General features: G+C 62.9%; 25 protein-coding genes. 23 read left to right on the top strand and 2 right to left on the bottom strand.

Annotation, left to right across the window (positions count from 1 at the left end):
* Window positions 1-23: 23 nt before the first annotated feature.
* On the top strand, window positions 24-791 hold the full coding sequence (locus RV1423_RS19675; protein WP_034300317.1) for an SDR family NAD(P)-dependent oxidoreductase: 768 nt from the start codon (window positions 24-26) through the stop codon (window positions 789-791).
* Window positions 792-894: 103 nt separating this feature from the next.
* On the top strand, window positions 895-2,163 hold the full coding sequence (locus tag RV1423_RS19670; RefSeq protein ID WP_034300314.1) for a D-amino acid dehydrogenase: 1,269 nt from the start codon (window positions 895-897) through the stop codon (window positions 2,161-2,163).
* Here the strand turns inward: RV1423_RS19670 and RV1423_RS19665 are convergent, their stop codons facing one another.
* Window positions 2,164-2,601 (bottom strand): hypothetical protein, encoded by a 438-nt coding sequence (locus RV1423_RS19665; RefSeq protein ID WP_034300311.1) that lies wholly within the window; start codon window positions 2,599-2,601, stop codon window positions 2,164-2,166.
* Between the two features lie 176 nt (window positions 2,602-2,777).
* Between RV1423_RS19665 and RV1423_RS19660 the strand changes: the two genes are divergently transcribed.
* Window positions 2,778-3,356, top strand: coding sequence for a hypothetical protein (locus RV1423_RS19660; RefSeq protein ID WP_034300309.1), 579 nt, complete (start codon window positions 2,778-2,780; stop codon window positions 3,354-3,356).
* 82 nt (window positions 3,357-3,438) lie between these two features.
* Here the strand turns inward: RV1423_RS19660 and RV1423_RS19655 are convergent, their stop codons facing one another.
* On the bottom strand, window positions 3,439-4,113 hold the full coding sequence (locus tag RV1423_RS19655) for a flagellar basal body L-ring protein FlgH (protein ID WP_155835176.1): 675 nt from the start codon (window positions 4,111-4,113) through the stop codon (window positions 3,439-3,441).
* A 567-nt stretch (window positions 4,114-4,680) separates the two neighbouring features.
* Here RV1423_RS19655 and RV1423_RS19650 point away from each other — a divergent pair.
* From RV1423_RS19650 to RV1423_RS19555, 20 genes are all read left to right on the top strand, one after another.
* The gene (locus RV1423_RS19650; protein WP_231502387.1) at window positions 4,681-5,493 is read left to right on the top strand and encodes an ABC transporter ATP-binding protein; all 813 of its coding nucleotides are present in this window, start codon (window positions 4,681-4,683) and stop codon (window positions 5,491-5,493) included.
* 62 nt (window positions 5,494-5,555) lie between these two features.
* Window positions 5,556-6,563, top strand: coding sequence for an ABC transporter substrate-binding protein (locus tag RV1423_RS19645; RefSeq protein ID WP_034300305.1), 1,008 nt, complete (start codon window positions 5,556-5,558; stop codon window positions 6,561-6,563).
* Window positions 6,564-7,418 (top strand): ABC transporter permease, encoded by an 855-nt coding sequence (locus tag RV1423_RS19640; protein ID WP_034300303.1) that lies wholly within the window; start codon window positions 6,564-6,566, stop codon window positions 7,416-7,418.
* A gap of 14 nt (window positions 7,419-7,432) precedes the next feature.
* Window positions 7,433-8,197: an SDR family oxidoreductase gene (locus RV1423_RS19635; protein WP_034300301.1), complete on the top strand. Its 765-nt coding sequence runs from the start codon at window positions 7,433-7,435 to the stop codon at window positions 8,195-8,197.
* Window positions 8,198-8,232: 35 nt separating this feature from the next.
* Entirely contained in the window at window positions 8,233-8,772 is a 540-nt protein-coding gene (locus RV1423_RS19630) for a cupin domain-containing protein (protein WP_034300298.1), read from the top strand.
* A 12-nt stretch (window positions 8,773-8,784) separates the two neighbouring features.
* Complete coding sequence (locus tag RV1423_RS19625) at window positions 8,785-9,672, top strand: alpha/beta fold hydrolase (RefSeq protein WP_034300296.1); 888 nt, start codon at window positions 8,785-8,787, stop codon at window positions 9,670-9,672.
* 9 nt (window positions 9,673-9,681) lie between these two features.
* Window positions 9,682-10,527: an IclR family transcriptional regulator gene (locus RV1423_RS19620; RefSeq protein WP_034300294.1), complete on the top strand. Its 846-nt coding sequence runs from the start codon at window positions 9,682-9,684 to the stop codon at window positions 10,525-10,527.
* Window positions 10,527-11,342 carry an SDR family oxidoreductase gene (locus tag RV1423_RS19615; protein WP_034300292.1) on the top strand — a complete coding sequence of 272 codons (816 nt, stop codon included), beginning with the start codon at window positions 10,527-10,529 and terminating at the stop codon, window positions 11,340-11,342. Before RV1423_RS19620 ends, RV1423_RS19615 begins: the two co-directional genes overlap by 1 nt.
* Window positions 11,335-13,059, top strand: a complete 1,725-nt coding sequence (locus RV1423_RS19610) for a thiamine pyrophosphate-binding protein (RefSeq protein WP_034300290.1) — start codon at window positions 11,335-11,337, stop codon at window positions 13,057-13,059. The genes RV1423_RS19615 and RV1423_RS19610 overlap by 8 nt, the downstream gene beginning before the upstream one ends.
* Window positions 13,060-13,078: 19 nt before the next feature.
* Complete coding sequence (locus RV1423_RS19605) at window positions 13,079-13,879, top strand: aspartate dehydrogenase (RefSeq protein WP_034300286.1); 801 nt, start codon at window positions 13,079-13,081, stop codon at window positions 13,877-13,879.
* 34 nt (window positions 13,880-13,913) lie between these two features.
* Entirely contained in the window at window positions 13,914-15,398 is a 1,485-nt protein-coding gene (locus RV1423_RS19600; RefSeq protein ID WP_034300284.1) for an aldehyde dehydrogenase, read from the top strand.
* A 150-nt stretch (window positions 15,399-15,548) separates the two neighbouring features.
* Window positions 15,549-16,520 (top strand): VOC family protein, encoded by a 972-nt coding sequence (locus RV1423_RS19595; protein WP_034300281.1) that lies wholly within the window; start codon window positions 15,549-15,551, stop codon window positions 16,518-16,520.
* Between the two features lie 14 nt (window positions 16,521-16,534).
* Complete coding sequence (locus RV1423_RS19590; protein ID WP_034300280.1) at window positions 16,535-17,686, top strand: FAD-dependent monooxygenase; 1,152 nt, start codon at window positions 16,535-16,537, stop codon at window positions 17,684-17,686.
* Between the two features lie 11 nt (window positions 17,687-17,697).
* Window positions 17,698-18,033, top strand: a complete 336-nt coding sequence (locus RV1423_RS19585; protein WP_034300278.1) for a hypothetical protein — start codon at window positions 17,698-17,700, stop codon at window positions 18,031-18,033.
* Complete coding sequence (locus tag RV1423_RS19580) at window positions 18,033-18,266, top strand: recombinase-like helix-turn-helix domain-containing protein (RefSeq protein WP_034300275.1); 234 nt, start codon at window positions 18,033-18,035, stop codon at window positions 18,264-18,266. Before RV1423_RS19585 ends, RV1423_RS19580 begins: the two co-directional genes overlap by 1 nt.
* Window positions 18,267-18,320: 54 nt before the next feature.
* The gene (locus RV1423_RS19575; protein ID WP_034300270.1) at window positions 18,321-19,370 is read left to right on the top strand and encodes an aromatic ring-hydroxylating dioxygenase subunit alpha; all 1,050 of its coding nucleotides are present in this window, start codon (window positions 18,321-18,323) and stop codon (window positions 19,368-19,370) included.
* Window positions 19,371-19,384: 14 nt separating this feature from the next.
* Window positions 19,385-19,816, top strand: a complete 432-nt coding sequence (locus RV1423_RS19570; protein ID WP_034300268.1) for a RidA family protein — start codon at window positions 19,385-19,387, stop codon at window positions 19,814-19,816.
* Window positions 19,817-19,923: 107 nt separating this feature from the next.
* The gene (locus tag RV1423_RS19565; protein ID WP_034300266.1) at window positions 19,924-20,883 is read left to right on the top strand and encodes a PDR/VanB family oxidoreductase; all 960 of its coding nucleotides are present in this window, start codon (window positions 19,924-19,926) and stop codon (window positions 20,881-20,883) included.
* Window positions 20,884-21,190: 307 nt separating this feature from the next.
* Window positions 21,191-22,282 carry a porin gene (locus RV1423_RS19560; protein WP_034300263.1) on the top strand — a complete coding sequence of 364 codons (1,092 nt, stop codon included), beginning with the start codon at window positions 21,191-21,193 and terminating at the stop codon, window positions 22,280-22,282.
* Window positions 22,283-22,360: 78 nt separating this feature from the next.
* Window positions 22,361-24,043 (top strand): methyl-accepting chemotaxis protein, encoded by a 1,683-nt coding sequence (locus RV1423_RS19555; RefSeq protein ID WP_034300259.1) that lies wholly within the window; start codon window positions 22,361-22,363, stop codon window positions 24,041-24,043.
* The last annotated feature ends 20 nt before the right edge of the window (window positions 24,044-24,063 follow it).

The raw sequence follows: 24,063 nt of genomic DNA, 5'->3' as shown, positions 1-24,063 counted from the left end.
TTCATCCTGTTTTCTCTTCGCCAATGAATCCATCTTCTTCCGTGCAGCGCGTGATCCTGATTACCGGCGCCGCGCGCGGCATCGGCGCCGCCGTTGCGACCACGGTGGCCGCCGAGGAAACAGGCATGGTGCTGCATGCGCGAGCCGATTCGCCCGAGCTGCAGCAAACCGCCGCCGCCTGCCGCGAGCGCGGCGCGCAGTGCGTGACCGCGTTCGGCGACATGGCCGACCTCAGTACCGCCGTCGTCTTGCGCGACGCCGCGCTCGACGCTTACGGGCGGCTCGATGCGTTGGTCGCCAACGCCGGTTTCGCCGATCGCAAGCGCATCGGCGAACTGACGGCGCAGGACTGGTCGCGTTCCATCGACGCGCTGCTGGGCGGCTTCTTTCATCTGGTCACTGCCTGCAAGGATGCCTTGCGGCAATCGCCGGCCGGGCGCGTGGTGGCGGTCAGTTCCTTCGTCGCCCACGTCTACCGCCTCGGCGCGTCGGGCTTTCCGGCGTCGGCGGCGGCCAAGGCCGGCATCGAGGCGCTGGTGAAATCGCTGGCGGTGCAACTGGCGGTATCGGGCGCGACCGTCAATGCGGTGGCGCCCGGCTATATCCGCAAATCCGATCCGAACAAATCCGCCATCGATCCCGCCGCCTGGGCTGCCGCGCTCGAACGCATTCCCATGCAGCGCCTCGGCGAGCCGCAGGAGATCGCCGACGTCATCGCGTTTTTGCTGAGTCCGGCCGCTTCCTATGTGACCGGCCAGGTCTGGCATATCGACGGCGGACTAACTTTATGAGGCGCGGAAGAAATGCCGCCGCTGCGTTGCGCCGCCTTGGCGGGCGGCGTGCCTTGCCGTCGACGTTTTTTCAGCGTCTCGCCATTCTTTGAAATAATCAGCCATGCACATCATCGTCCTCGGCGCCGGCATCGTCGGCGTGACCACCGCCTATTTCTTGCACGAGAAGGGTTACACCGTCACGGTGGTCGATCGCCAGCCGGAGGTTGCGGCGGAAACCAGCGTCGGCAATGCCGGCCACGTCTGCCCGTCCTACGCGACGCCGTGGGCTGCGCCGGGCATGAAAGGCAAGTCGCTCAAATGGTCGCTGCAAAGCTGGCTCGGCATGGAGTCGGCGCTGCGTTTCACGCCGCGCCTGGACCGCCACCAATGGCGCTGGCTGGGCCAGTTCCTGTCGCAATGCAATGCCGAGCGCTACGCCGTCAATAAGGCGCGCATGGGACGGCTGGCGCGCTACAGCCACACGCAACTGAAAGCCATCCGCGAACGTCTCGACATCCAGTATGAACAGACCACGGTCGGCAACCTGCAATTGTTCCGCACGCAGGAAGGCATGGACAACGCCGGCCTGGCCGCCAGCGTGCTGGCCGAAGCCGGCGTCGCGTACGAGTTGCTCGATGCCGATGCCTGCGTCGCCTTCGACCCGGCATTGCGCGCCGCGCGCGATCAATTGGTCGGCGGCATGCTGCTGCCGCAGGACGAGACCGGCAACTGCCCGCTGTTTGCACGCGCGCTGGCGCAGTGGTTGCAATCGCAGGGCGTGACCTTCGCGCTCGGCATGGCGGTGCAACAGATCGAATACGCCGGCGGCGCCGTCACCGGCCTGCGCACGGCAAACGGTGTGTTGCAAGCCCACGCCTATGTGGTCGCCTGCGCCAGCGCGTCGGTGGCATTGGTCAACCCCTTGGGTTTGCAATTGCCGGTGTATCCGGTCAAGGGTTACGCGATCACCGTGCCGGTCAGCGATGCCGCGGCCGCGCCCAAGAGCGGCGTGATGGATGAGTATTACAAGGTGGCGATCACGCGCATGGGTTCCCACATCCGCGCCGCCGGCACTGCGGAAATCGGCAGTTGGGACACCAGGGTCGCCCCGCGCGATTGCGCCACCGCGATCAAGTCGCTGACGACGCTGTTCCCGCATGGCGCGGACATGACCAAGGTCGATTATTGGGCCGGCCTGCGTCCGATGACCCCGGACGGCGCGCCGCTGATCGGCGCGACTTCATATTCCAATCTCTACCTGAACGCCGGTCACGGCTCCAACGGCTGGACCACGGCCTGCGGTTCCAGCCGCCTGATCGCCGACAAGATTGCCGGCGTCGCCACCGAGATCGTCAGCGACGACCTCGGTCCGCAGCGAGCGTTTCGGTAATCAGCGATTGAACAGCGTATTGACGTCGTCGCTGTTGCTGAACGCGCTCAGCGCCCAGCCTGAGGCGGTCTTGTAAAAAATGAATTGCCACAGGATCGCCTGTTTTTCGGCCTTCTCTATATAGATCAGCTTGAGCAGCGACTCGCCCACTTTCTCGCTGCTGATGAATTCATAGCCGACCGATCCGCCGATGTACTGCTCCAGTTGCATGCGCGAAGTGCGCGCGCTGACGCGGGCGCGGTCGAGCGTGTTGACGTCGGTCAGCGTGTACGGGGTCATGATGGCGTAGGCGTCGTCGGTCTGGCCTTTGCCGGCGGCGGCCATGACCTTGTCGGTCAGTTGGCGCGCTTCGGCTTCTGTCTTGAGCGTGTCGGCGTGGGCGCTCAATGCCGCGGCGGCGACCACGGTGCAAGCGAGAGTGGACAGCAATTTGCGCATGATGGGATCTCCTGGAAATGAATCGGGCCGTTGCCATTGTGCCTCTGTTGCGGCAGACATAAAAGCTGAAGATGTAAAGTCCGTTTCGGCATGGCGTAAATCAGGGTAAAACCCGGCGAACCGGGGAACATCGGCGGCTATGATGAATTTCACTCATTGTCGAACCGGTCGCCATCATGATCAGATTTTTCATTGCTTCCGCCTCCGTTGCATCCTTGTCGGGTTGCGTCGTCTTGTCGTCGAATCCTATCGTCGAAGCCGCCAATCTGGTCGGCTCGGCCGTTACGGGATTGTCCTCGATGACGCCGAGCGCGCCGCAAAATCCTATCGTGTTCGCCCATGCGCCGATCAAGGAAATCTGTATCGAATGGAATGGCGCCGTCGCGCTCAGCGACTTCGTCCCCAGCCTGCAAAGCGAGTTGCAGCGGCACGGCGTGCCCAGCCGCGTGTATGACGCCGGCACCCAGCCCGGCAACTGCCCGATGACGTTGGTCTATAGCGCGTTCGTCAAATGGGATATGAAGAGTTTCAGCGATTCCTATACGCCTTACCTGACGTTCGCTTCGGTGACCTTGCGCAAGGAAGGCCGGGTGGTGGGGAGCGCCACTTACAAGATCGGTTCGATCAAGCAGGATAAGTGGTCTTCCACCGGGAGCAAGCTGGGGCCGGTGGTGGATGCCTTGTTGACCAGCAATCCTGTGGTGGAGGCGACCAATACGGTGAATAGCGGGGTGGGGACGTTTGGGGGATCTTGATGGTTGGAGGTGGTGGGGGGGGGGCTGAAGCACTGCTTCAGCCCCCCCCCACCACCACACCACCACACCACCACTCAAGGCATCACCAAAACGTCAAAACACTCCTGAAAAACTGCTGCATCCACCCCTGCGAATTGGCATCCGCCACCGTCCCTCCACCAACCTGCTCCAGCCGCGCATCGGCGACATTGCTCGACGACACTACATTGCCGCCTCGAATATCGCGGCTGCGTACCACCCCCGAAAACCGCAAGGTATTGATCGAGCCGTTCAATCCGATGCGCTTCTCGCCGGCCACCACCAGGTTGCCGTTCGGGAGCACTTCGATGATCGACACCATCAGGCTGCCGGTCATGCTGTTGGTGTTGTCGGTCTGGCCCGAACCTTTGAAGGAATCGCTGCCGGACGCCGTCGCGTTGATGTTGAAGACCGACGCCAGCAGGCCGCTCATGGACGAGCCGGCGCCGGGGCCGACTTGCTTGAGGCTGGTGTCGCGGCTGTTGGTGGTGGTCGATTTGTTGCTGCCGGTGAGCGATTCCGAAATCTCGATCTTGAGGATGTCGCCGACATAGTGCGTGGTCGATTCCTCGAACAACTGGGCGCTGCTGACGCGGAAAATGGCGCCGTTGTTTTCCATGTTGGCGACCGGATAGGCCGGCCGCACGCTGGTAGGTCCGTTCACCATGGGCGGCGGGCTGCTGCACGCGCTTAGTAAACCCAATAGTCCTGCGCAATAGGCAAGGCGTCGTTGCATCATGATTTTCCCCCGAAGACAAATCCAATAGCCTGAAGAAAGGCCCTCGCGGCAATCATGTCGCCAATGCGTGTAAGTCGAAGTTAATCGCGTGTAAATCAGCGAAAACAGGACTCAAGAAGCGTGAAGAGACTTCAAGGAATATCAAGACGGTCCGTATCGCTATCGGTAGCCGCATCGGCGGAGGGCATGAATGTTTCCAAAAGACAATTCTCAGGGCGGAATACTCCGTCGCTGATCGGCTGTAAATGGTGCGAGCCGCACTGGTACGGCGCGTCCGCGCGTTTCTTTGGTGAGCAAGCGTCTGAAATATGAGACAAAAATGCCGATTTTTAGGTGGCACAGACTTTGCATTAAGAGTGAAAATGGTTCTTATATAAACCAATAAACCATATATGAAACAAAAAGTGCTATATTTTTGCGGAATATCTGCTATATTCCGAACGTATATCTTTCATATTTGGTTTGAAGTTTTATATATGAGACAAGCGGAGATTGTGCCGGGCCGGATCTTCCAGGTCGCGGAGTCCGGCAATCTCCGTGCAATGGGGCGCGAGGGCGCCAGCGCACATGCATGACCAACCAGCCAGAGGCAACATGATCGAGATCGAATTTCGCAACGTCGGCAAAAGCTTCGTCGACCGCCAGACTTCCCAGGCGCGCGCCGCCGTCACCAATATCAATTTGTCGATTCGCAGCGGCGAAGTGGTTTCCATTATCGGCCCCTCCGGCTGCGGCAAGAGCACTTTGCTGAACATGGGCGCGGGCCTGTACCTGCCGACGCATGGCGAAGTACTGGTCGGCGGCGAGCGCGTCACCAAGCCGGTCCGCAAGGTGGCCTTCATGCTGCAAAAGGACCTGCTCATGCCCTGGCGCAATATTCGCGCCAACGTCTCGCTCGGGCTGGAAATCGACGGCGTCAATGCCGCCGAGCGCAAGCGGGTGGCCGATGAACTGCTGGCCAAATGCCACCTCAAGGGATTTGAAGAACACTACCCCTATCAATTGTCCGGCGGCATGCGCCAGCGCGCCGCGCTGGCTCGCACGCTGGCGGTCGATCCGCAAGTGCTGCTGATGGACGAGCCGTTCTCGGCGCTGGATGCGCAGACCAAGATGGTCTTGCAGCAAGACCTCGCCAAGATGCTCTACGAAAAGAAAAAGACCGCGCTCTTCATCACCCACGACCTGGTCGAAGCGATCGCGCTGTCCGACCGCCTGCTGGTGATGAGCGAGCGTCCCGGCACCATCATCGAAGAGATCGAAGTCAACCTGCCCTTCCGCGACAACCCGCTGGAACGCCGCAAGTTGCCGGAAATCGGTCCGCTGCAAGGCCGCCTGATGGAGCTGCTCAAAGTCGGCAAGGAAACCGCTGAATTGCATTAAGACGTATCCGGGCATCCCGACATTCAACCTCATCACCACCGAACAATAGGAGTGAAGCAAGCATGAAAAAATTTCTCGCCTCTTTCTGCCGCAAGCTGGTCCTGGGCGCCGCCATGGCAACGACAGCCGCCGTTGCGCTGGTGCCGGCGCCGGCGCATGCCGCCCCCGAAGAAGTGACCTACCTGCTGCCGGCGCCGCCGAATTCGCCGGCCTTCGCACCGTGGGTGCTGGCGCAGCACAAGGGCTACTACGCCGACGAAAACCTCAAGGTCAGCTTCATCGTGGCCAAGGGCGGCGTCGACGTCGCCAAGCAGATCGGCGCGGGCAATGCCGTCATCGGCGGCGCCATCGGCGACACCCCGATCGTGGTGCGCGCCAACGGCATCCCGGTCAAAGCCATCGCCGTCCTGGGCGCCGGTTCGATCACCATGGTCGCCGCCAATGCCGGCGAGAACATCAAGTCGCTGAAAGACCTCAAGGGCAAGACCGTCACGGTGATGTCCTATACCGACACCACTTATTACGCCTTCCTCGGTTCGCTGCGCACCGCCGGCCTGTCCAAGACCGACGTGCAGATCCAGGCTGCCGGTCCGGCCGGCGTATGGCAGATCTTCACAGCAGGCAAGGCTTCGGCCTTTGCCGGCGTGCCTGACTGGGTGGTCAATTCCACCGACGCGGGCGCCAAGGTGGAGTTGCTCGACAACGGCGGATTCAAGAGCATGGCGCAAGCCATCCTGGCCTCCGACGACACCATCAAGAACAAGCCTGAACTGTTGAAGCGCCTGGTGCGCGCGACCTTGCGCGGGATGCAGGACATCATGAAGGACCCGAAAGCCGCCGCCGTCGACTACGTCGCCGCGCTGCCCGCTTACAAAGGCAAGGAAGCCAGCATCGAAGCCACCTTCGAGATGTATCGCAAATACGTCTACGCCAACCAGAAGACCCTCGGCCTGATCGATGCGAGCCGCATGGACAGCGTGCAGAAGTTCTACGTCAGCGAAGGCATCGTGAGCAAGGCGACGCCGGTCAATGAGCTCTTCACCAATCAATTTGTCGGAACCGCAAGATAAATGGACACCATTACTACCGCACCGCACATGAGCACGCCAGAAACCCTCACGCCGGCCGTCAAGGTCAAGCGCCCGCTGTTGAGCGAGCGTGTCCGCACCGTGTGCGGCAGCCTGGCGGTGCTGGTCATTTTTCTGGCGGCATGGCAATGGGGCCCGGGCTGGCTGGGCATGCCGGAATATATCCTGCCCAACCTGTCGCATGTGCTCAGGGAATCGGTGGTCATGTGGAACAGCAACGACCTGCTGACCCACTTCGGCATCACCGCCATGGAAGTGGTGTTCGGCTTCCTGTTCGGCGCCCTGCTCGGGTTGGCCGTCGGCGTCGCGCTGGGTTTGTCGCCGCGCGCCGAAGCCATGCTGTCGCCCTACATCCTGGCGTTGCAGATCGCGCCGAAAGTCGCGTTCGCGCCGCTGTTCGTGATGTGGCTGGGCTACACCATTTATCCGAAGATCATCGTCGCCGTGCTGATCGTGTTCTTCCCGATCATGATCAACGTGCTATCGGCCATTCGCACCGTCGATCCCGACATGGTCAACCTGGTGCGCACGCTCAACGCGGGCCGCTGGCAGATCTTCCATCTGGTGGAGTTCCGCTCGGCGCTGCCGGCCTTATTCTCCGGCCTGCGCATCGCCTCGACGCTGTCCGTCATCGGCGTGACCGTCGGCGAGCTGGTCGGCGGCAACCAGGGCCTCGGCTACCTGCTGGTCGACGGCGAAGGCCAGGGCAATACTGCTGCGGTGTTCGTCGCGATCTGCGCGCTGACGCTGATCGGCATCGTGACTTACGGGTTTGTGGTCTGGGCCGAGCGCCGCGTGCTGCACTACCTGCCCAAAGTGCACACCAGCACGGTCTGACGGAGCCGCCGAAAATGACTACTTCACACCAACTGCTGGCCGGTCGCCGCATCCTGATCACCGGCGCCGCGCGCGGCCTGGGTCTGGCCTTCGCCGCCGCTGTGGCCGAAGCCGGCGCCAGCGTGGCGATGGCCGACATCCTGCAGGACACCTTGCAGGGCGCCGTCGCCGGGCTGCAACAGCGCGGCCTCAAGGTTGCCGGTTTCACCGTCGATCTGGCCGATCCGTTGTCCATCGACGCCTGCGCCAGGGAAGCGGTGCAATGGCTGGGCGGCCTCGACGGCCTGGTCAACAACGCCGCGATCACCAACTCCGGCGGCAAGAGCAGCGAACAACTGGCCATCGGGATGTGGGACAAGGTCATGGACGTCAACGTGCGCGGCACCTGGCTCATGACCAATGCCTGCCTGCCGGCGCTGCGCCAGTGCGGCCGCGGCAGCATCGTCAACCTGTCATCCGACACGCCGCTGTGGGGCGCGCCCAACCTGCTGGCCTATGTCGCCAGCAAGAGCGCCGTGATCGGCATGACGCGCTCGCTGGCGCGCGAACTGGGCGGCGACAACATCACCGTCAACGCAGTGGCGCCCGGCCTGACGCTGGTCGAAGCCACCGAATACGTACCGAAAGAACGCCACCAGACCTACCACGACCGCCGCGCCATCCAGCGCGACCAGTTGCCGGAAGACGTCTGCGGCGCCGTCGTGTTCGCGCTGTCCGATTTGTCCCGGTTCTTTACCGGGCAAGTCATGGCCGTCAACGGCGGCTTTGTCATGCATTGATTGAGTTTCCCCGACCTACCGCAAGGAGAGAAAAGATGAGCGATTTATCCGAACAAAACAACGTCAAACGCAGTTGGGACCAGCCCGAAGGCGCCAGCTTCAGCCAATGGATGGAGTCGCGCGTGGCGCGCCTGTCGACCCGCAAGTACGATTGGGACGCGCTCAAGTTCCAGGCCGACCACGATCCCAAATTCCGTCGCGCGCAAATGCGCTACATCGGCACCGGCGGCACCGGCGTCGCGGTCGACGCCAATGTGGTCCCGTCGGAACATTTCACGTTCTCGACCATGATCATCCCGGCCGGCCATGAAGGTCCGCCGCACCTGCACATCGACGTCGAAGAAGTGTTCTTCGTGCTGCGCGGCAAGCTCAAGCTGGTGCTGGAAAAGGACGGCGAACGTTTTGAAACCATCCTGACCGACCGCGACGTGGTCTCGGTGCCGCCCGGGGTGTATCGCGAAGAAATCAACATCGGCGAAGAAGACGCGCTGATGTGCGTGATGCTGGGCGCCAAGAAGCCGATCACGCCGACCTATCCGCCGGAACATCCGCTGGCTTCCATCAAGCGCGGTTAAGCAGGCACGGACATGACCTCGCTTGCTCCCGCTTCCGTGACTTGCGCCGACACGCTGAAGGACTCCCTGAGCCTGCTCGAGGGACGTTTCGCGGAAAGCGCCGTCGGCATCGGCAATGCCGGTGCGGTGTCCTACCGCTCCTGCGGCCGCGGTCCGGTCGTGGTGCTGTTGCACGGCATCAGTTCGGGCGCGGCATCGTGGCTGCAATGCGCGCTGCGGCTGGAACAGGACGCTCAGGTGATCGCCTGGAACGCGCCCGGCTACGGCCGCTCCACGCCGTTGCCGCAAACGCAGCCGAGTGCGGCCGACTACGCCGGGCGGCTGGAATTGTTCCTCGACGCGCTGGGCATCGCCAACTGCGTGCTGGTCGGTCATTCGCTCGGCGCCATGATGGCGGCGGCTTATGTCGGCGGCGGCTACAAACGCGCCGCGCGCGTGCTGCTGGTCAGTCCGGCGCAGGGTTACGGCAGCGATGCCCGGCGCGCGCGCGGCGAAAAAATCCGGCAGGAGCGCCTCGATGTATTGCACGCCATCGGCATCGAGGGCATGGCCGAACGCAGCCCAACGCGCATGCTGTCGGCCGGGGCCGGCGACGCCGAACGCGCCTGGGTGCGCTGGAACATCCAGTGGCTCAACCCGGCCGGCTACACGCAGGCGGTGCACATGCTGTGCGGCGACGACCTGCGCGCCTATATGCCTGACGGTGTGTCGGGAACGGCGCCGGCGGCGGTGTATTGCGGCGCCGACGATGTCGTCACCACGCCGGACGACAGCCGCAAGCTTGCATGGGATTTGAATTTGCCGTTCCACCTGATCGACAATGCCGGGCACGCCTGCTACATCGAGCAACCGGGCGCGGTAGCAGCAGCGATACGTGGTCATCTTTATAAACTCAGCTAAGAAAAAATCATGAACAAACCTGTTCCGCCAGAAGACGAATCGCAAGAAAAATATCTCGTGCCGGGCCTGGAGCGCGGCTTGCGCCTGCTGTGCGAATTCAGCCGCCAGGACAAGACGCTGTCGGCGCCGGAACTGGCGCGCCGCCTCGACGTGCCGCGCTCGACCGTGTTCCGCCTGCTGGCCACGCTGGAGCGCATGGGTTTCGTCGAACGCAACGACGGCGGCCGCGACTATCGCCTCGGCATGGCCGTGCTGCGCCTGGGCTTCGAATACCTGGCATCGCTGGAACTGACCGAGATCGGCCGTCCGCTGCTCGAACGCCTGCGCGACGAGATCGGTTATGCCTGCAACCTGGTGGTGCGCGACGGCCGCTCGATTGTGTATGTCGCCAAGTCGGTCACGCAAACCGCTTTCGCCAGCCACGTCAACGTCGGCACCCGCCTGCCTGCGCACGCCACCGTGCTCGGCCGCGTGCTGCTCGAAGACCTGACCCTGGCCGAACTGCGCGACCTGTATCCGGAAGAACATCTGGAAGTCTTCTCCAGCAATACGCCCAAGACCGTGGTCGAACTGTTCGACATGGTGCAAAAGGACAGGGCGCGCGGCTACGTGCTGCAGGAAGGCTTCTTCGAAACCAGCATCTCCACCATCGCCGCGCCGGTGCGCGATCACTCGGGCAAGGTGGTGGCGGCAATGGGCGCGACGATTCCTTCGCCGCACATCGAGACCAGCCAGCTCGACCAGATCGTCCTCAAGGTGCGCGACACCGCCGGCGAACTGTCGCGCCTGCTCGACCATGCCCCGGAACAATCGGGCAAGGGGGCCGGCAAGGTCGTCAACATGTGGCGGGAGTAATGCATATGATCCAACTCGAAGGCAAAGTCGCCGTCGTTACCGGCGGCTCTTCGGGCATCGGCCTGGCGACTGTCGAGCTGCTGCTTGCAGCCGGCGCGGCGGTGGCCTTTTGCGGCCGCAACCAGGAACGTTTGCAACAGGTGGAAGCGCAACTGCGCGCGCGCTATCCACAAGCAAAATTGTTTTCCTCCGTCTGCGACGTGTTGTCGCAGGAACAGGTGCAGGCTTTCGCCGCCGCCGTCGAGCAACAGCTCGGTCCGGTCTCGATGCTAATCAACAACGCCGGACAGGGCCGCGTGTCGACTTTCGCCAATACCGAAGACGCGGCCTGGACCGAAGAGCTGCGCCTGAAATTTTTCTCGGTGATCTATCCGACCCGCGCCTTCCACGCACAACTGCAGCGCATGAGCGCCACCCACGGCGAAGCCGCGATCGTCTGCGTCAACTCGCTCCTGGCGATCCAGCCGGAGCCGCACATGGTGGCGACCTCCGCCGCGCGCGCCGGCATCCATAACCTGGTGCGCTCGCTGGCGACCGAATTCAGCCCGCAACATATACGCGTCAACGGCATCCTCATCGGCCTGGTCGAATCCGGCCAATGGCGCCGCCGTTACGAAGCGCGCAACGGCGCCGACCTCGACCTGTCCTGGGAGCAATGGACGCGGGCGCTGGCGCAAAAAAAACATATCCAACTCGGCCGTCTCGGCCATCCACAGGAAGCCGCGCGCGCGATCGTGTTTCTCGCGACGCCGCTTTCTTCGTACACAACAGGCAGCCACATCGATGTTTCAGGAGGACTTTCCCGCCATGCCTAAGCAAAAAAACCAACCAGTCACCGTCGGCTGCGCCATCGCCGCTTTTCTCGAACAATGCGACGTCAAGGCGGCATTCGGTGTGATCTCCATCCACAACATGCCCATCCTCGACGCCTTCGGCGAACGCGGCAAGATCCGCTTCATCCCGGCACGCGGCGAAGCCGGCGGCGCCAACATGGCTGACTCCTACGCCCGCACCACCGGCGGCCTCGGCGTCTGCCTGACTTCCACCGGCACCGCCGCCGGCAACGCCGCCGGCGCCATGGTCGAAGCACTGACCGCCGGCACGCCGCTGCTGCACCTGACCGGCCAGATCGAAACGCCTTATCTCGACCAGAGCCTGGCGTACATCCACGAAGCGCCGGACCAGTTGTCGATGCTCAAAGCCATCTCCAAGACTGCCTTCCGCATCCGCAGCGCCGACACCGCCATCAGCACCATCAAGCTGGCCGTGCAAACCGCGCTGACGCCGCCGATGGGTCCGGTCAGCGTCGAGATTCCGATCGATATCCAGGCTTCGCTGATCCCGCTGCCGTCGGACCTGCGTCCGCTGCCGATCCCGGTGCAGGCGCCGTCCGAACACGCGCTCGACGAACTGGCCGAGCGCCTGCTGAAAGCCAAACGCCCTTTGCTGTGGCTGGGCGGCGGTGCGCGCCAGGCCGGCAAGCAGGTGCAGCGTCTGCTCGATCTCGGCTTCGGCGTGGTCACCAGCACGCAGGGGCGCGGCATCGTGGCCGAAGACGATCCGCGTTCGCTGGGCGCCTTCAACTTGCACAAGCCGGTCGAGAATTTTTACCAGACCTGCGATGCTCTGGTCGTGGTCGGCTCGCGCCTGCGCGGCAACGAAACGTTGAAATATGAACTGAAGCTGCCGCGTCCGCTGTACCGCATCGATGCCGATCCGTCGGCTGAAGGCCGTTGCTACAACAGCGATTATTTCGTCTGCGGCGACGCGGCGCTGGCGCTGGAAGGCCTGGCCGATCGCCTCGCGAATCAGAAGAATGCGATGAAAGTCGACCCGGCTTTCATGGGCGACCTGCAAAAGGCGCGCGACACCGCCGTCGCCGGCCTGCTCGACGGTCTTGGTCCGTACAGCGCGCTGGTTGAGCAAATGCAGCAAGCCGCCGGCCGCAACTTCAACTGGGTGCGCGACGTGACCGTGTCCAACAGCACCTGGGGCAATCGCTATCTGCGCATCTTTGATCCGCTGGCTGGCGTGCATGCGCTCGGCGGCGGCATCGGCCAGGGGCTGGCGATGGGTATCGGCGCCGCAGTCGGCGCAGCGGTCACCAAGTCGGGCAAGAAGACTTTCACGCTGGCCGGCGACGGCGGTTTCATCCTCAATCTGGGCGAGCTGGCGACGGCGGTGCAAGAGCAGGCCGACATGGTCATCGTGCTGATGAACGACAAGGGTTACGGCGTCATCAAGAACATCCAGGACGTGCAATACGGCGGCCGCCGCCACTACGTCGACCTGCACACGCCGGACTATGCGCAACTGTCGCAGGCGCTGAGCCTGCGCCACACCCGCGTCAGCAATCTGGCCGACATCGAAGGCGCATTGAAGACGGCGCTGTCCGCGCCGGGCCCGTTCCTGCTGGAGATCGACATGCTGTCCATCGGCAGCTTCAAGACCGCCTTCGCCGGTCCGCCGGTCAACGCGGAAAAAATGAGCGAAGCCGCCGCCGCGAAACCCGTCGCCGCTGCGACCGCCTGAAGAGACTGAGGAGAAACCCATGCTGCATGTTTCGATGATCGGTTGCGGCGCCATTGGCGTCGGCGTGATGGAGCTGCTGAAGAGCGATCCGGAAGTCACCTTCGATGTCGTCATCGTGCCGGAAGCGAACATGGCTTCGGCGCGTTCCCTGGTGTCCTCGCTGGCGCCCAAGGCGCGCGTCGAGAACCGCCTCGGCGAAGAGCGCCCCGACCTGCTGATCGAATGCGCGGGCCATCAGGCCATCGAAGAGCACATCATCCCGGCGCTGCTGCGCGGCATCCCCTGCATGGTGGTCTCCATCGGTGCGCTGTCGGAACCGGGCCTGGTCGAGAAACTCGAAGCGGCGGCGCGCGAAGGCAAGACGCAAGTGCAATTGCTCTCGGGCGCCATCGGCGCCATCGACGCCTTGTCGGCGGCGCGCGTCGGCGGCCTGGAATCGGTGGTCTACACCGGCCGCAAGCCGCCCAATGCATGGAAGGACACGCCGGCCGACGGTCCTTTCGATCTCGCCAACCTGACCACGGCAACCATGATCTTCGAAGGCACCGCCCGCGAAGCCGCGCGCCTGTATCCGAAGAACGCCAACGTCGCCGCGACGCTGTCGCTGGCCGGCCTCGGCCTCGACCACACGCAAGTGCGCCTGTACGCCGACCCCGGCGTGACCGAGAACGTGCACCACGTCGAAGCCAAGGGCGCGTTCGGTGGTTTTGAACTGACCATGCGCGGCAAGCCGCTCGCGGCCAATCCCAAGACCTCGGCGCTGACCGTATTCAGCGTGGTGCGTGCGCTCGGTAATCGTGCACATGCGCTGTCCATTTAAGTGATGCGCTAAGTGCCAACCAATTAAGTAAATCATGACCGAACTGAATCTCAACGAGACATTGCCCATCTGCGTCGCCGGCCAATGGCGCCTGGGCGGCGGCGATCGCTACGCCACGCTGTATCCGGCCACCGGCGAAGCCGTCGCCTACCTCAACGCCGCCAGCGTGGCCGATGTCGAAGAAGCCATCGTCGGCGCCGACAAGGCTTTCCGCACCAGCGGCTGGGCGCAGAAGAAACCGCATGAGCGCGCCATCGTGCTGTATCGCGTCGCGCAACTGATCCGCGAACGCGGCGAAGCGCTGGCGCAACGCCAGCGTCTCGACAACGGCAAGCCGATTACCGAAACGCGCAATCTGGTCGGCAGCGCGGCGGCGACGTTTCAATTCTTTGCCGCCGCTTGCGAGACGCTGGAAGAAACCATCACCCCGACGCGCGGCGACAACCTGACCATGAGCGTCTACGAACCGATGGGCGTGGTCGCCGCGATCACGCCGTGGAATTCGCCGATCGCCAGCGAGGCGCAAAAGATGGCGCCCGCCTTGGCGGCAGGCAATGCCGTCGTGGTCAAGCCCGCCGAAGTCACGCCGCTGATGGCGCTGGAACTGGCCAGGATCTGCGAAGAAGCCGGCGTGCCGAAGGGCCTGATCAGCGTGCTGCCCGGCAAGGGTTCGGTGATCGGCGACGCCATCACGCTGCATCCGCTGGTCAAGCGCGTGTCCTTCACCGGCGGCACCACCACCGGCAAGCACATCGCCCACATCGCCGCCGACAAGATGATGCCGGTGTCGCTGGAACTGGGCGGCAAGTCGCCGACCATGGTGTTCGAGGACGCCGACATCGACCACGCCGTGGCCGGCGTGCTGTACGGCATATTCAGTTCCTCGGGCGAATCCTGCATCGCCGGTTCGCGCCTGTTCGTGGCGCGCGGCATCTACGACAGTTTCATGGAACGTCTGGCTGCGGGAGCCGCGGCGTTGCGCGTGGGCGATCCGGCCGACGAGCGCACGCAGATGGGACCGCTGATCACCGCGCGCCATCGCGAGGGCATTGAGTCCTACGTCTCCATCGGCGTGGCCGACGGCGGTCGCATCCGCACCGGTGGTACGCGTCTTGCAGGCGATCAGTTTGCACGGGGTTACTACTACTCGCCGACCATCATCGAAGGCGTCACCAACGACCAACGCATCTGCCAGGAAGAAATTTTCGGACCGGTGCTGGTGGCGATGCCGTTCGACAGTGAAGAGGACTTGATCGCGCAAGCCAACGATAGCGTGTACGCGCTGGCGGCCGGCATCTGGACGCGCGACTACAAGAAGGCATGGCGCTTCGGCCGCGCGGTGCAGGCCGGCAATGTGTGGATCAACACGTACAAGCAGTTTTCGATTTCGACGCCGTTCGGCGGCTGGCGCGACAGCGGCCTGGGACGCGAGAAGGGGCGCCTCGGCATCCTGCAATACATGGAGCAGAAGAGCATGTATTGGGGATTGAACGAGAACCCGCTGCCTTGGGCTGGTTAAGGAGAAGTATTGACGACGCTGGGTCCTGACTTTCGTCAGGACGACGGTGAAATTAGGAATGATGTCGGCCCGATAAGCCGTCGTCCCGGCGAACGCCGGGACCCAGCGGTGTAAAAGCACCGGGCGACAACAGGAAGTCAGGAGAAAAAGATGGACGTATTAGGTATCGACGAAATCACGTACGGCGCGGACGACCTGCCGGCTTGCCGCCAGTTCTTCCTCGACTGGGGCATGACGCTGGCGCAGGAGAGCGCCGGGGCATTGGTGTTCGAATCGCAGAACGGCTGCCGCGTGATCGTGCGCAGCAGCGCCGATCCGGCCCTGCCGCCCGCCATCGAAACCGGCCCGACGCTGCGCGAGGTGGTGTGGGGCGTGTCCTCCGCGGAGGTGCTGCTGAAGTTTGCGGATCGCATCAAGGACTTGCCGGGTTGCATAAATGAGGACAAGCGCGTCGGCTGTTCCGATCCCAACGGCCTGGCCGTGCGTTTCCAGGTCACGCAAAAGCGCGACGTCGCCGTCGAGTGCGCCACCATGAACACCTGGAACGAAAAGAACCGCATCAACCAGCGCAGCCCGGTGTACGACCACGCTTCGCCGATCGAAGTCGGCCACGTGGTGTTCTTCGTCAAGGATGTGCAGGCCTGCGAAAAATTCTATTGCGAGAACTTCGGCTTCGTGCCGTCCGACCACTATCCGGGCCGCGGCGCTTTCCTGCGCTGCGCCGATGTCGGCGGCCACCACGACATCTTCCTGCTGCAGCCGCCGGAAGCGCGTTCGGGCCTGAACCACGTCGCCTTCACCGTGCGCGATATCCACGAAGTGTTCGGTGGCGGCATGCACATGTCGCGCAAGGGCTGGGACACGCAACTCGGTCCGGGCCGCCATCCGATTTCGTCGGCGTATTTCTGGTATTTCAAGAATCCCGCCGGCGGCCTGATCGAGTACTACGCCGACGAAGACCAGCTCGACGCCGACTGGGAGCCGCGCGATTTCGAACCGGGTCCGACGGTGTTCGCCGAGTGGGCGATCGACGGCGGTATCGACGGCAACACGCGCCGTCAAAAGAATGCGCAAGGGCCGACCGGCAAATTCCTGACCGACCGTCAGCCGACCCACAAGTAATCGGAGCAAGTCATATGTCTTCTTTCAAAATCGGCATCCTCGGCGCGGGCATCGGCGGCCTCACCGCCGCCATCGCACTGCATCGCGCCGGCCATGACGTGGTCGTGTACGAACAGTCGAAACAATTCCTGCGCGTCGGCGCCGACATCAACCTGACGCCGAATGCCGTGCGCGCACTCGACGGTCTGGGCACCGGCATTGGCGACGCCGTGCGCCGCACCGCCGCGCGTCCGACCCATCGCATCAGCCGCACCTGGAATACCGGCGAAGAAACCTCGCGTCTGGAAATGGGCGACACCGCCGAGAAGAAATACGGCGCGCCGCAACTGACCATCCATCGCGCCGATCTGCTGGCCGCGCTGGCGGACGTGTTTCCGGCCGAGCGCGTGCGCTTTGCGAAGCGTGCGGAAGCGATCAGCGAAGACGCGCAAGGCATTACCATCACTTTCTCCGACGGCAGCACCGACAAGGTCGACGTGCTGATCGGTGGCGACGGCATCCACTCCGCCGTGCGCAGCGCCATGTTCGGCAAGGAAAGCCCGCGCTTCACCGGCGTGGTGGCGTTCCGCGCCGTGATCCCGGCCGACCGTGTGGCGCAGGTGCCGAACCTGCAAGCCTTCACCAAGTGGTGGGGGCCGAATCCGGAAAGCCAGATCGTCACCTTCCCGCTCAATTGCGGCAAGGACATTTTCATCTTCGCCACCACTGCGCAAGAAACCTGGCACCTCGAATCGTGGACCACGCCGGGCAGCGTGCAGGAGTTGCGCGACAGCTATGCCGGATTCCATCCCGACGCCACCGCGTTGCTGGATGCCTGCGATGAAGTGCTGAAGACCGCGCTGTACGAACGCGATCCGCTGCCGCACTGGTCCAAGGGCCGCATGACGCTGCTGGGCGACGCCAGCCATCCGATGATGCCGTTCATGGCGCAGGGCGCCGGCATGGCGATTGAAGACGCCGTGGTGCTGGCGCGCTGCCTGGAAAAAGTGACGACCGTCGACGGCATCGCCGACGCGCTGCATGTCTATGAAGAACTGCGTCTGGAACGCGCCAGCAAGATCCAGGTCGGTTCGCGCGGCAACAACTGGCTGCGCGAAGGCGGCAATGCGGATTGGGTGTACGGCTACGACGCCTGGGCTGTCCCGCTTGAAGCGGAAACGGTCTGAGGGGCTGAGTGATGAGCGACACAGAAAAAAAATCCGACCTGATGCTGCTGACCGTGCTGCTCAGGCACGATCAGACCAAGAATCTGGAAGACATCCAGGCGCACATGAAGAAGGTCGGCTGGTGGGATCGCTTCCCCGTCGAAGGCACGCGCGTGGTGTCGTGGACCGTGGCCATGGGCCTGGGCCAGATCGTCACGCTGGAATTGCCGCCGGCCTTGCTGCCGCTGGTGAACCTGGAGCTGGAACGCTCCGCCTGGGGTGTGTTCCGCACGGAATGCTACCCGACTTACGATTTTGTACCTGTGCGCGAGCAAATCCGCGAGCGCGTCAAGAATGGAGGCCAATAATGGTTGCAACAGTCACAGAGGTTTATCTCAATCCACATCAGGCGCGCCGCCGGCCGCCGACCCAGTATGAAGATCTGCTGGGCGATTCCATCGAGCGCGCCTATGGCTCGGGCATCACCGAACTGGTGGCGCTGGTGGCGCACCTGAATCGCACCGGCCCCGGCTGTCCGTACAACAACGGCATCTGGACCGAAGAAAATTACCAACAAGAAATCGCGCGTTTAGCGGCGTAAGCTTTGCTGCTTTTTTGAGCACGCTTAGCTATCTGACACTCAGGAGAACATGTAATGAGAACGACAGCCAATGATCCGGTCGATGCGGTCCTTGCCGTTGGATTGAAAGATTTGTGGTACCCGATCTGCCCTTCCGAATTCGTTGCCGAGCGCCCTGTTTCGTTGCGCCGCCTCGGCAAGAAATTCGTCTTCTGGCGCGAAGCCGACGGCACCTTGCACGCGTTGGAAGATCACTGCCCGCACCGCGGCGCGCCGCTCTCGATGGGCATCGCCATGGGCGACCGCATTGCTTGCGGCTATCACGGCGTGCAGGTGCGTTTCGACGGCGTCGTCACCAGTGTGCCGGGTAGCCCGGGTTGCAAACTGGAAGGCGCCAAAGCCACGCGTTCGTATCACGTCGCCGAGGCCTGCGGCGCGATCTTCCTGTTCAATTCCAGCAGCGATATCGCCGAACCGCCGCCGCTGCGCCTGCCGGAAGAACTGACCAGCCCCGAGTATTCCAACTTCCTGTGCTACACCGAATGGAAGGGCGACTACCGCTACGTGCTGGACAACGTCATGGACCCGATGCACGGCACCTTCCTGCACAAGCAATCGCACTCGATGGCCGAAGGCGACAACAAGGCTTCGTTCGGCATCCGCGAAACCGACATCGGTTTCGTGTTCGAGAAGGAAGGCCAGCGCGACGTCAACTTCGACTGGACCGAATGGGGCGACACCGGCCTGCACTGGATGCGCCTGGCGATTCCGTATCCGAAGACCGGCGGCCCCGGCGGCAGCTTCGTCATCATCGGCAGCTACACGCCGATCGTCGACAACGTTGCGGCGGTCTTCCACTGGCGTTGCCGCAAGCTGACCGGCTGGCAAAAGGACACCTGGCGCTTCCTCTATCGCAACCGCCTGGAAGCGCGTCACTGGAATGTGCTGGAGCAGGACCGCGTGGTGCTCGAAGTGATGGAGCCGGACGCCAACCAGCGCGAGATGTTGTACCAGCACGACATGGGCATCGTCCGCCTGCGTCGCCACATGCGCAATCTCGCCAAGGAACAACTGGCGAGGGAAGAAGCGGCCGAGGCGCAAAAGAGCGCGCCGAAGGCGGCTTGAGTCCGGTACCGGCCATGCAGACAGTGCGTCATGTGAAGACCGATAAGGTGGCCGAACTGGCCGCCTCGACCTGGTCCAATTGCCTGGTAATCGGCAACGAGATTGCGATGTCGGGCATGACCGCGCATCCGGCGTCGCGCACCGGCGTGCTCTCGACCTACGAGCAGACGCTGGTGGTGCTGGGCAAGGTGCGCGATCTGGTGGAGGCCGCCGGCGGCACGCTGGGCAGCATCTACAAGCTGGTGATTTATGTGAAGGACATCGCGGACAAGGATGAAGTCGGCCGTGCGCGCCGCGATTTTTTTGCGGCGCCGTATCCGTGCTCGACGCTGGTGGAAGTCAGCGGTCTGGTGTTTCCTGAGTTGACGGTCGAGATTGATGCGTTCGCGCGGCTCGACATCGATCTCCGTCAAGTCGTCATTCCAGCGAACGCTGGAATCCAGTGACTTGACTGAGGTCGATACGACACTGGGTCCCGGCGTGCGCCGGGACGACGGTGCAGAGGAATTTGGCGTTACGTATTTTTGATCAGGTTTGAAACGTAGGTTTTTATATGACTAGCAGCTCTCTTCTTTCCGTCCGCGTCCAGGCCATGCGTTTTGAAGCGCAGGGCATCGTCAGCGTGGAGATGATGTCGCCTGAAGGTGCCGGTGCGCAGTTGCCGGCCTTCGAAGCCGGTTCGCACATCGACCTGCACCTGGCCAACGGCGTCGTGCGCAGCTATTCGCTGCTCAACTCGCCGGCCGAGCGCCATCGCTATGTGGTCGGCGTGCTCAATGACCGCAACAGCCGCGGCGGCTCGCGCTATGTGCATGAACAGTTGCGCGTGGGCGCGACGCTGACGATCTCGGCGCCGCGCAACAACTTCCCGGTCGACGAGCGCGCCGCGCATTCGGTGCTGATCGCCGGCGGCATCGGCATCACGCCGATCTCCTGCATGTTCAATGACCTGCGCGGCAAGGGCAAGTCGGCCGAGCTGCTGTACTGCGCGCGTTCGCGCGCGGAAGCTGCCTTCGCCGACGCACTGCTGCAACAGCCCGGTGTGAGCAGCCACTTCGACGCCGAGAAGGGCGCGCCGCCGGACCTGCGTGCGTTCCTGGCGAGCAAGCCGAAGGACGCGCATTTTTACTGCTGCGGTCCGACGCCGATGTTGAATGCCTTTGAAGCGATCTGCGCTGAACTCGATTTGCCCAACGTGCACATCGAACGCTTCGCCGCGGCGGAAAACGTGGAAGCCGTGCAGGGCGATGAGTACGTCGCCGAACTGGCGCGCAGCAAGAAGTCGGTCACCGTCCCGGCCGGCAAATCGCTGCTGGACGCCTTGCTCGACGCCGGCATCGATGTCGACCACAGTTGCCGCGAAGGCGTCTGCGGCGCCTGCGAGACCAGGGTGCTCGAAGGCGAACCGGAACATCGCGACGGCGTGCTGAGCAGGAGCGAAAAAGCGTCGAACAAGATGATGATGGTGTGCGTGTCCGGCTGCAAGGGACGTCGCCTGGTACTGGATTTGTAGGAGGTTCCGATAAAACACCGCCAGCCGCGTTGCTTCGCCTTGCTATCGGTGCTTTCTTGAAACTTCCGAGTAGTGCTTAGCGCTCTTGAAAATGCCCACAAGCGTCGGGCATTTTTTTGAGCCAGAAAAATTTGTGGAACGTTGATTCATGGATGAAACAAGCGCGCCTGATTCGACGCTCCGGGAACCTGTCCAAGGTCCGTAGCGAGAGGCCATTGGACAGGTTAAAAAATTCACCTCTCATAGGCGCGGGGCAGATGAGAGCAGTGAACGCGGCGTCAGCCGTGCTTAATTGAAGGGGAGTTTCATGAAGAAGGTACTCTTTGCCGTCGCCGCCACCGGCTTCGCGGCAAGCGCATTCGCCCAGAGCAGCGTGACGATCTATGGCAGTCTGGACGCAGGCGTGGCATATATCAACAATCTGGGCGCGGCCGGCGGTTCCGTGATGCGCCTGGACCAGGGCACCATGCAGCCGGACCGTATCGGTTTCCGCGGCACGGAAGACCTGGGCGGCAACCTGAAGGCCAATTTCCAACTGGAAAGCGGCTTTTATACCGATACCGGCAGCCAGCCGAATGCCGGCAAACTGTTCAACCGCTATAGCACCGTCGGGCTGTCCGGCGACTTCGGCGCGGTGACGCTGGGCCACATGCCGGACGTGGTGTTCGACTATGTCGGTAAGCTTTCCAACGGCTATCAGTTGACCAACTGGTACCTGTTCCACCCTGGCAACCTGGACAGCCTGGCCAACACCTATCAGTTCGACAATGCGGTGCGCTACACCTCGCCGACTTTCTCCGGTCTGCAACTGAGCGGCATGTACGGTTTCGGCGAAGTGGCCGGCGACAGCGGCAACGGTCGCAACATCAGCGCCGGCGCGAGCTACACCAACGGTCCGTTGCGCGCGGCTTTGGCGTATTCGAAGCTGAACAATCGCGCGGCGGGTTACGGCGGCGCCTTCCTGCAAAGCGTCGGCCTGGGTACGGCGGCGACCGTGTTCAACAGCCTGACCACCACCGCAGCGGGCATCGGCTACACCATCGGCAGCGTGCGCCTGAATGCAGCCTATACCCAGGTCAAGCTCGATCTGCCCACCGGCGTGACGCCGAAGCAGAAGAACCTGGACCTGGGCGCGGCATGGCGTTATGCCACGGCCGACACGCTGAACTTCGGTTACAGCCTGTCCAAGCTGGAAGGTGCGCGCTGGAATACCTTCAGCCTGAGCAACGTGCATGCCTTGTCCAAGCGCACGGAGTTGTATGTGCAGGCAGCGTATCAACGCGCCGGCGGCGACGCCAAACTGGCCGTCATGAACGGCACCGGAGCAAGCGGAGCGACCGGCGTGTCCGGCGGCTCCAGCCAACTGGTGACGACCGTGGGCATGCACCACTCGTTCTAAATAAATCGCAATCAATGGTGTGATGCAAACCGGCGCCGACCGACATCCCGGCGCCGGTTTGTTTTTGGGGACAATAAGATGACTAAATTGAAACTCGGCACGCGGCTGGGCCTCGGCTTCGGCCTCGTGGTCTTGCTGCTGATCGGCATCACCGGCCTCGCGATACAAAGCCTGGGCGCCTTGCACGACGGTACGCAACTGATCGTCAAGAATCGCTATCCGCAAGTGGTGATCGCCAACGATGTGGTGCTGCAGATCAGCGAGAACGCCATCGCCATGCGCAACATCCTGCTGATCGACGACCGCGATGCCTTGCAGAAGGAAATCCGGCGCATCGAAGACGGCGAAAAGAATATCGACGCCAATCTCGACAAGCTCCGGCAGATGCTGTCGAGCGACATGGGCCGCAAATCGTACGGCGAAATCATGGCCCTGCGCGCGACTTATGAAAAAGGCCGCAAGGAATTCCTCACGATGGCGTCCACCGGCGCCACCATGGACGCCTCGCAATTGCTGCTGACCACGCTGCGCACCGATCAGCAAAATTACATCAACCGCGTCAAGGGCTACATCAGGGGCGGTTCCATCGTCATGGAAAAGAGCAGCGTGGAAGCCGCCGACCTGTACCACGGCAAGACCGTCGTCATGCTGAGCATGGCCGCCATCGCAGTGCTGCTGGCCTGCGGCTTCGCGTACTGGATCACGCGTTCGATCACGCGCCCGGTCAACCATGCCGTGCAGGTCGCGCAAAGCGTGGCGGCGGGCGACCTCAGCAGCGAGGTCGAGGTGACATCCGGGGACGAGATCGGCCAATTGCTCGCCGCATTGAAGGACATGAACGGCAGCCTCACCAACATCGTCGCCGAAGTGCGTACCGGCGCGGACACCATCGCTACCGCCTCGACCGAGATCGCCAGCGGCAACCTCGACCTGTCCTCGCGCACCGAGCAGCAGGCCAGCTCGCTGGAAGAAACCGCGGCGACGATGGAACAACTGACTTCCACCGTCAGGCAGAACGCCGATAACGCGCGTCAGGCCAACCAGTTGGCGGCAACCGCCTCCGAAGTCGCCACGCACAGCGGCGAGGTAGTGGCGCAAGTGGTGACGACGATGGGATCGATCAGCGATTCATCGAGAAAAATCGTCGATATCATCAGTGTGATCGACGGCATCGCGTTCCAGACCAACATCCTGGCGTTGAACGCGGCGGTGGAAGCGGCGCGCGCCGGTGAGCAAGGTCGGGGTTTCGCGGTCGTCGCGAGCGAAGTGCGCAGTCTGGCGCAACGTTCGGCCACCGCCGCCAAAGAGATCAAGGCGCTCATCGACGACTCGGTTGAAAAGGTCGGCATCGGCAGCAAGCTGGTGGCGCAAGCCGGCGCGACGATGGAGGACGTGGTCGCCAGCGTCAGGCGCGTCAGCGACATCGTCGGCGAGATCAGCTTCGCCAGCCAGGAGCAGAGCTCCGGCATCGAGCAGGTCAACCAGGCCATCACGCAGATGGATGAAGTGACGCAACAGAATGCGGCGCTGGTCGAGCAGGCCGCGGCAGCGGCGCAATCCTTGCAGGATCAGTCGGCCAACCTGGCGCAGGTGGTGGGCGTGTTCAAGATCGCCGCATCGCAACGTCCGGCCCGACTCTCCCTGATGCCGGCAACGGCTTCCGTTGAAAGATCCATTCCGGCCGACGCTGCTCGCTTGCGAGGGCCTGCGCGCAGGCCAATTGCCGTCGCCGATGACGACGGCGATTGGCAGCAATTCTGAGAGGGGGAGCGGTGGATGTT

This window comes from Herbaspirillum sp. RV1423, assembly GCF_000577615.1.
Lineage (GTDB): Bacteria > Pseudomonadota > Gammaproteobacteria > Burkholderiales > Burkholderiaceae_D > Herbaspirillum.
This window is presented reverse-complemented; position numbering and strand designations above follow the sequence as displayed.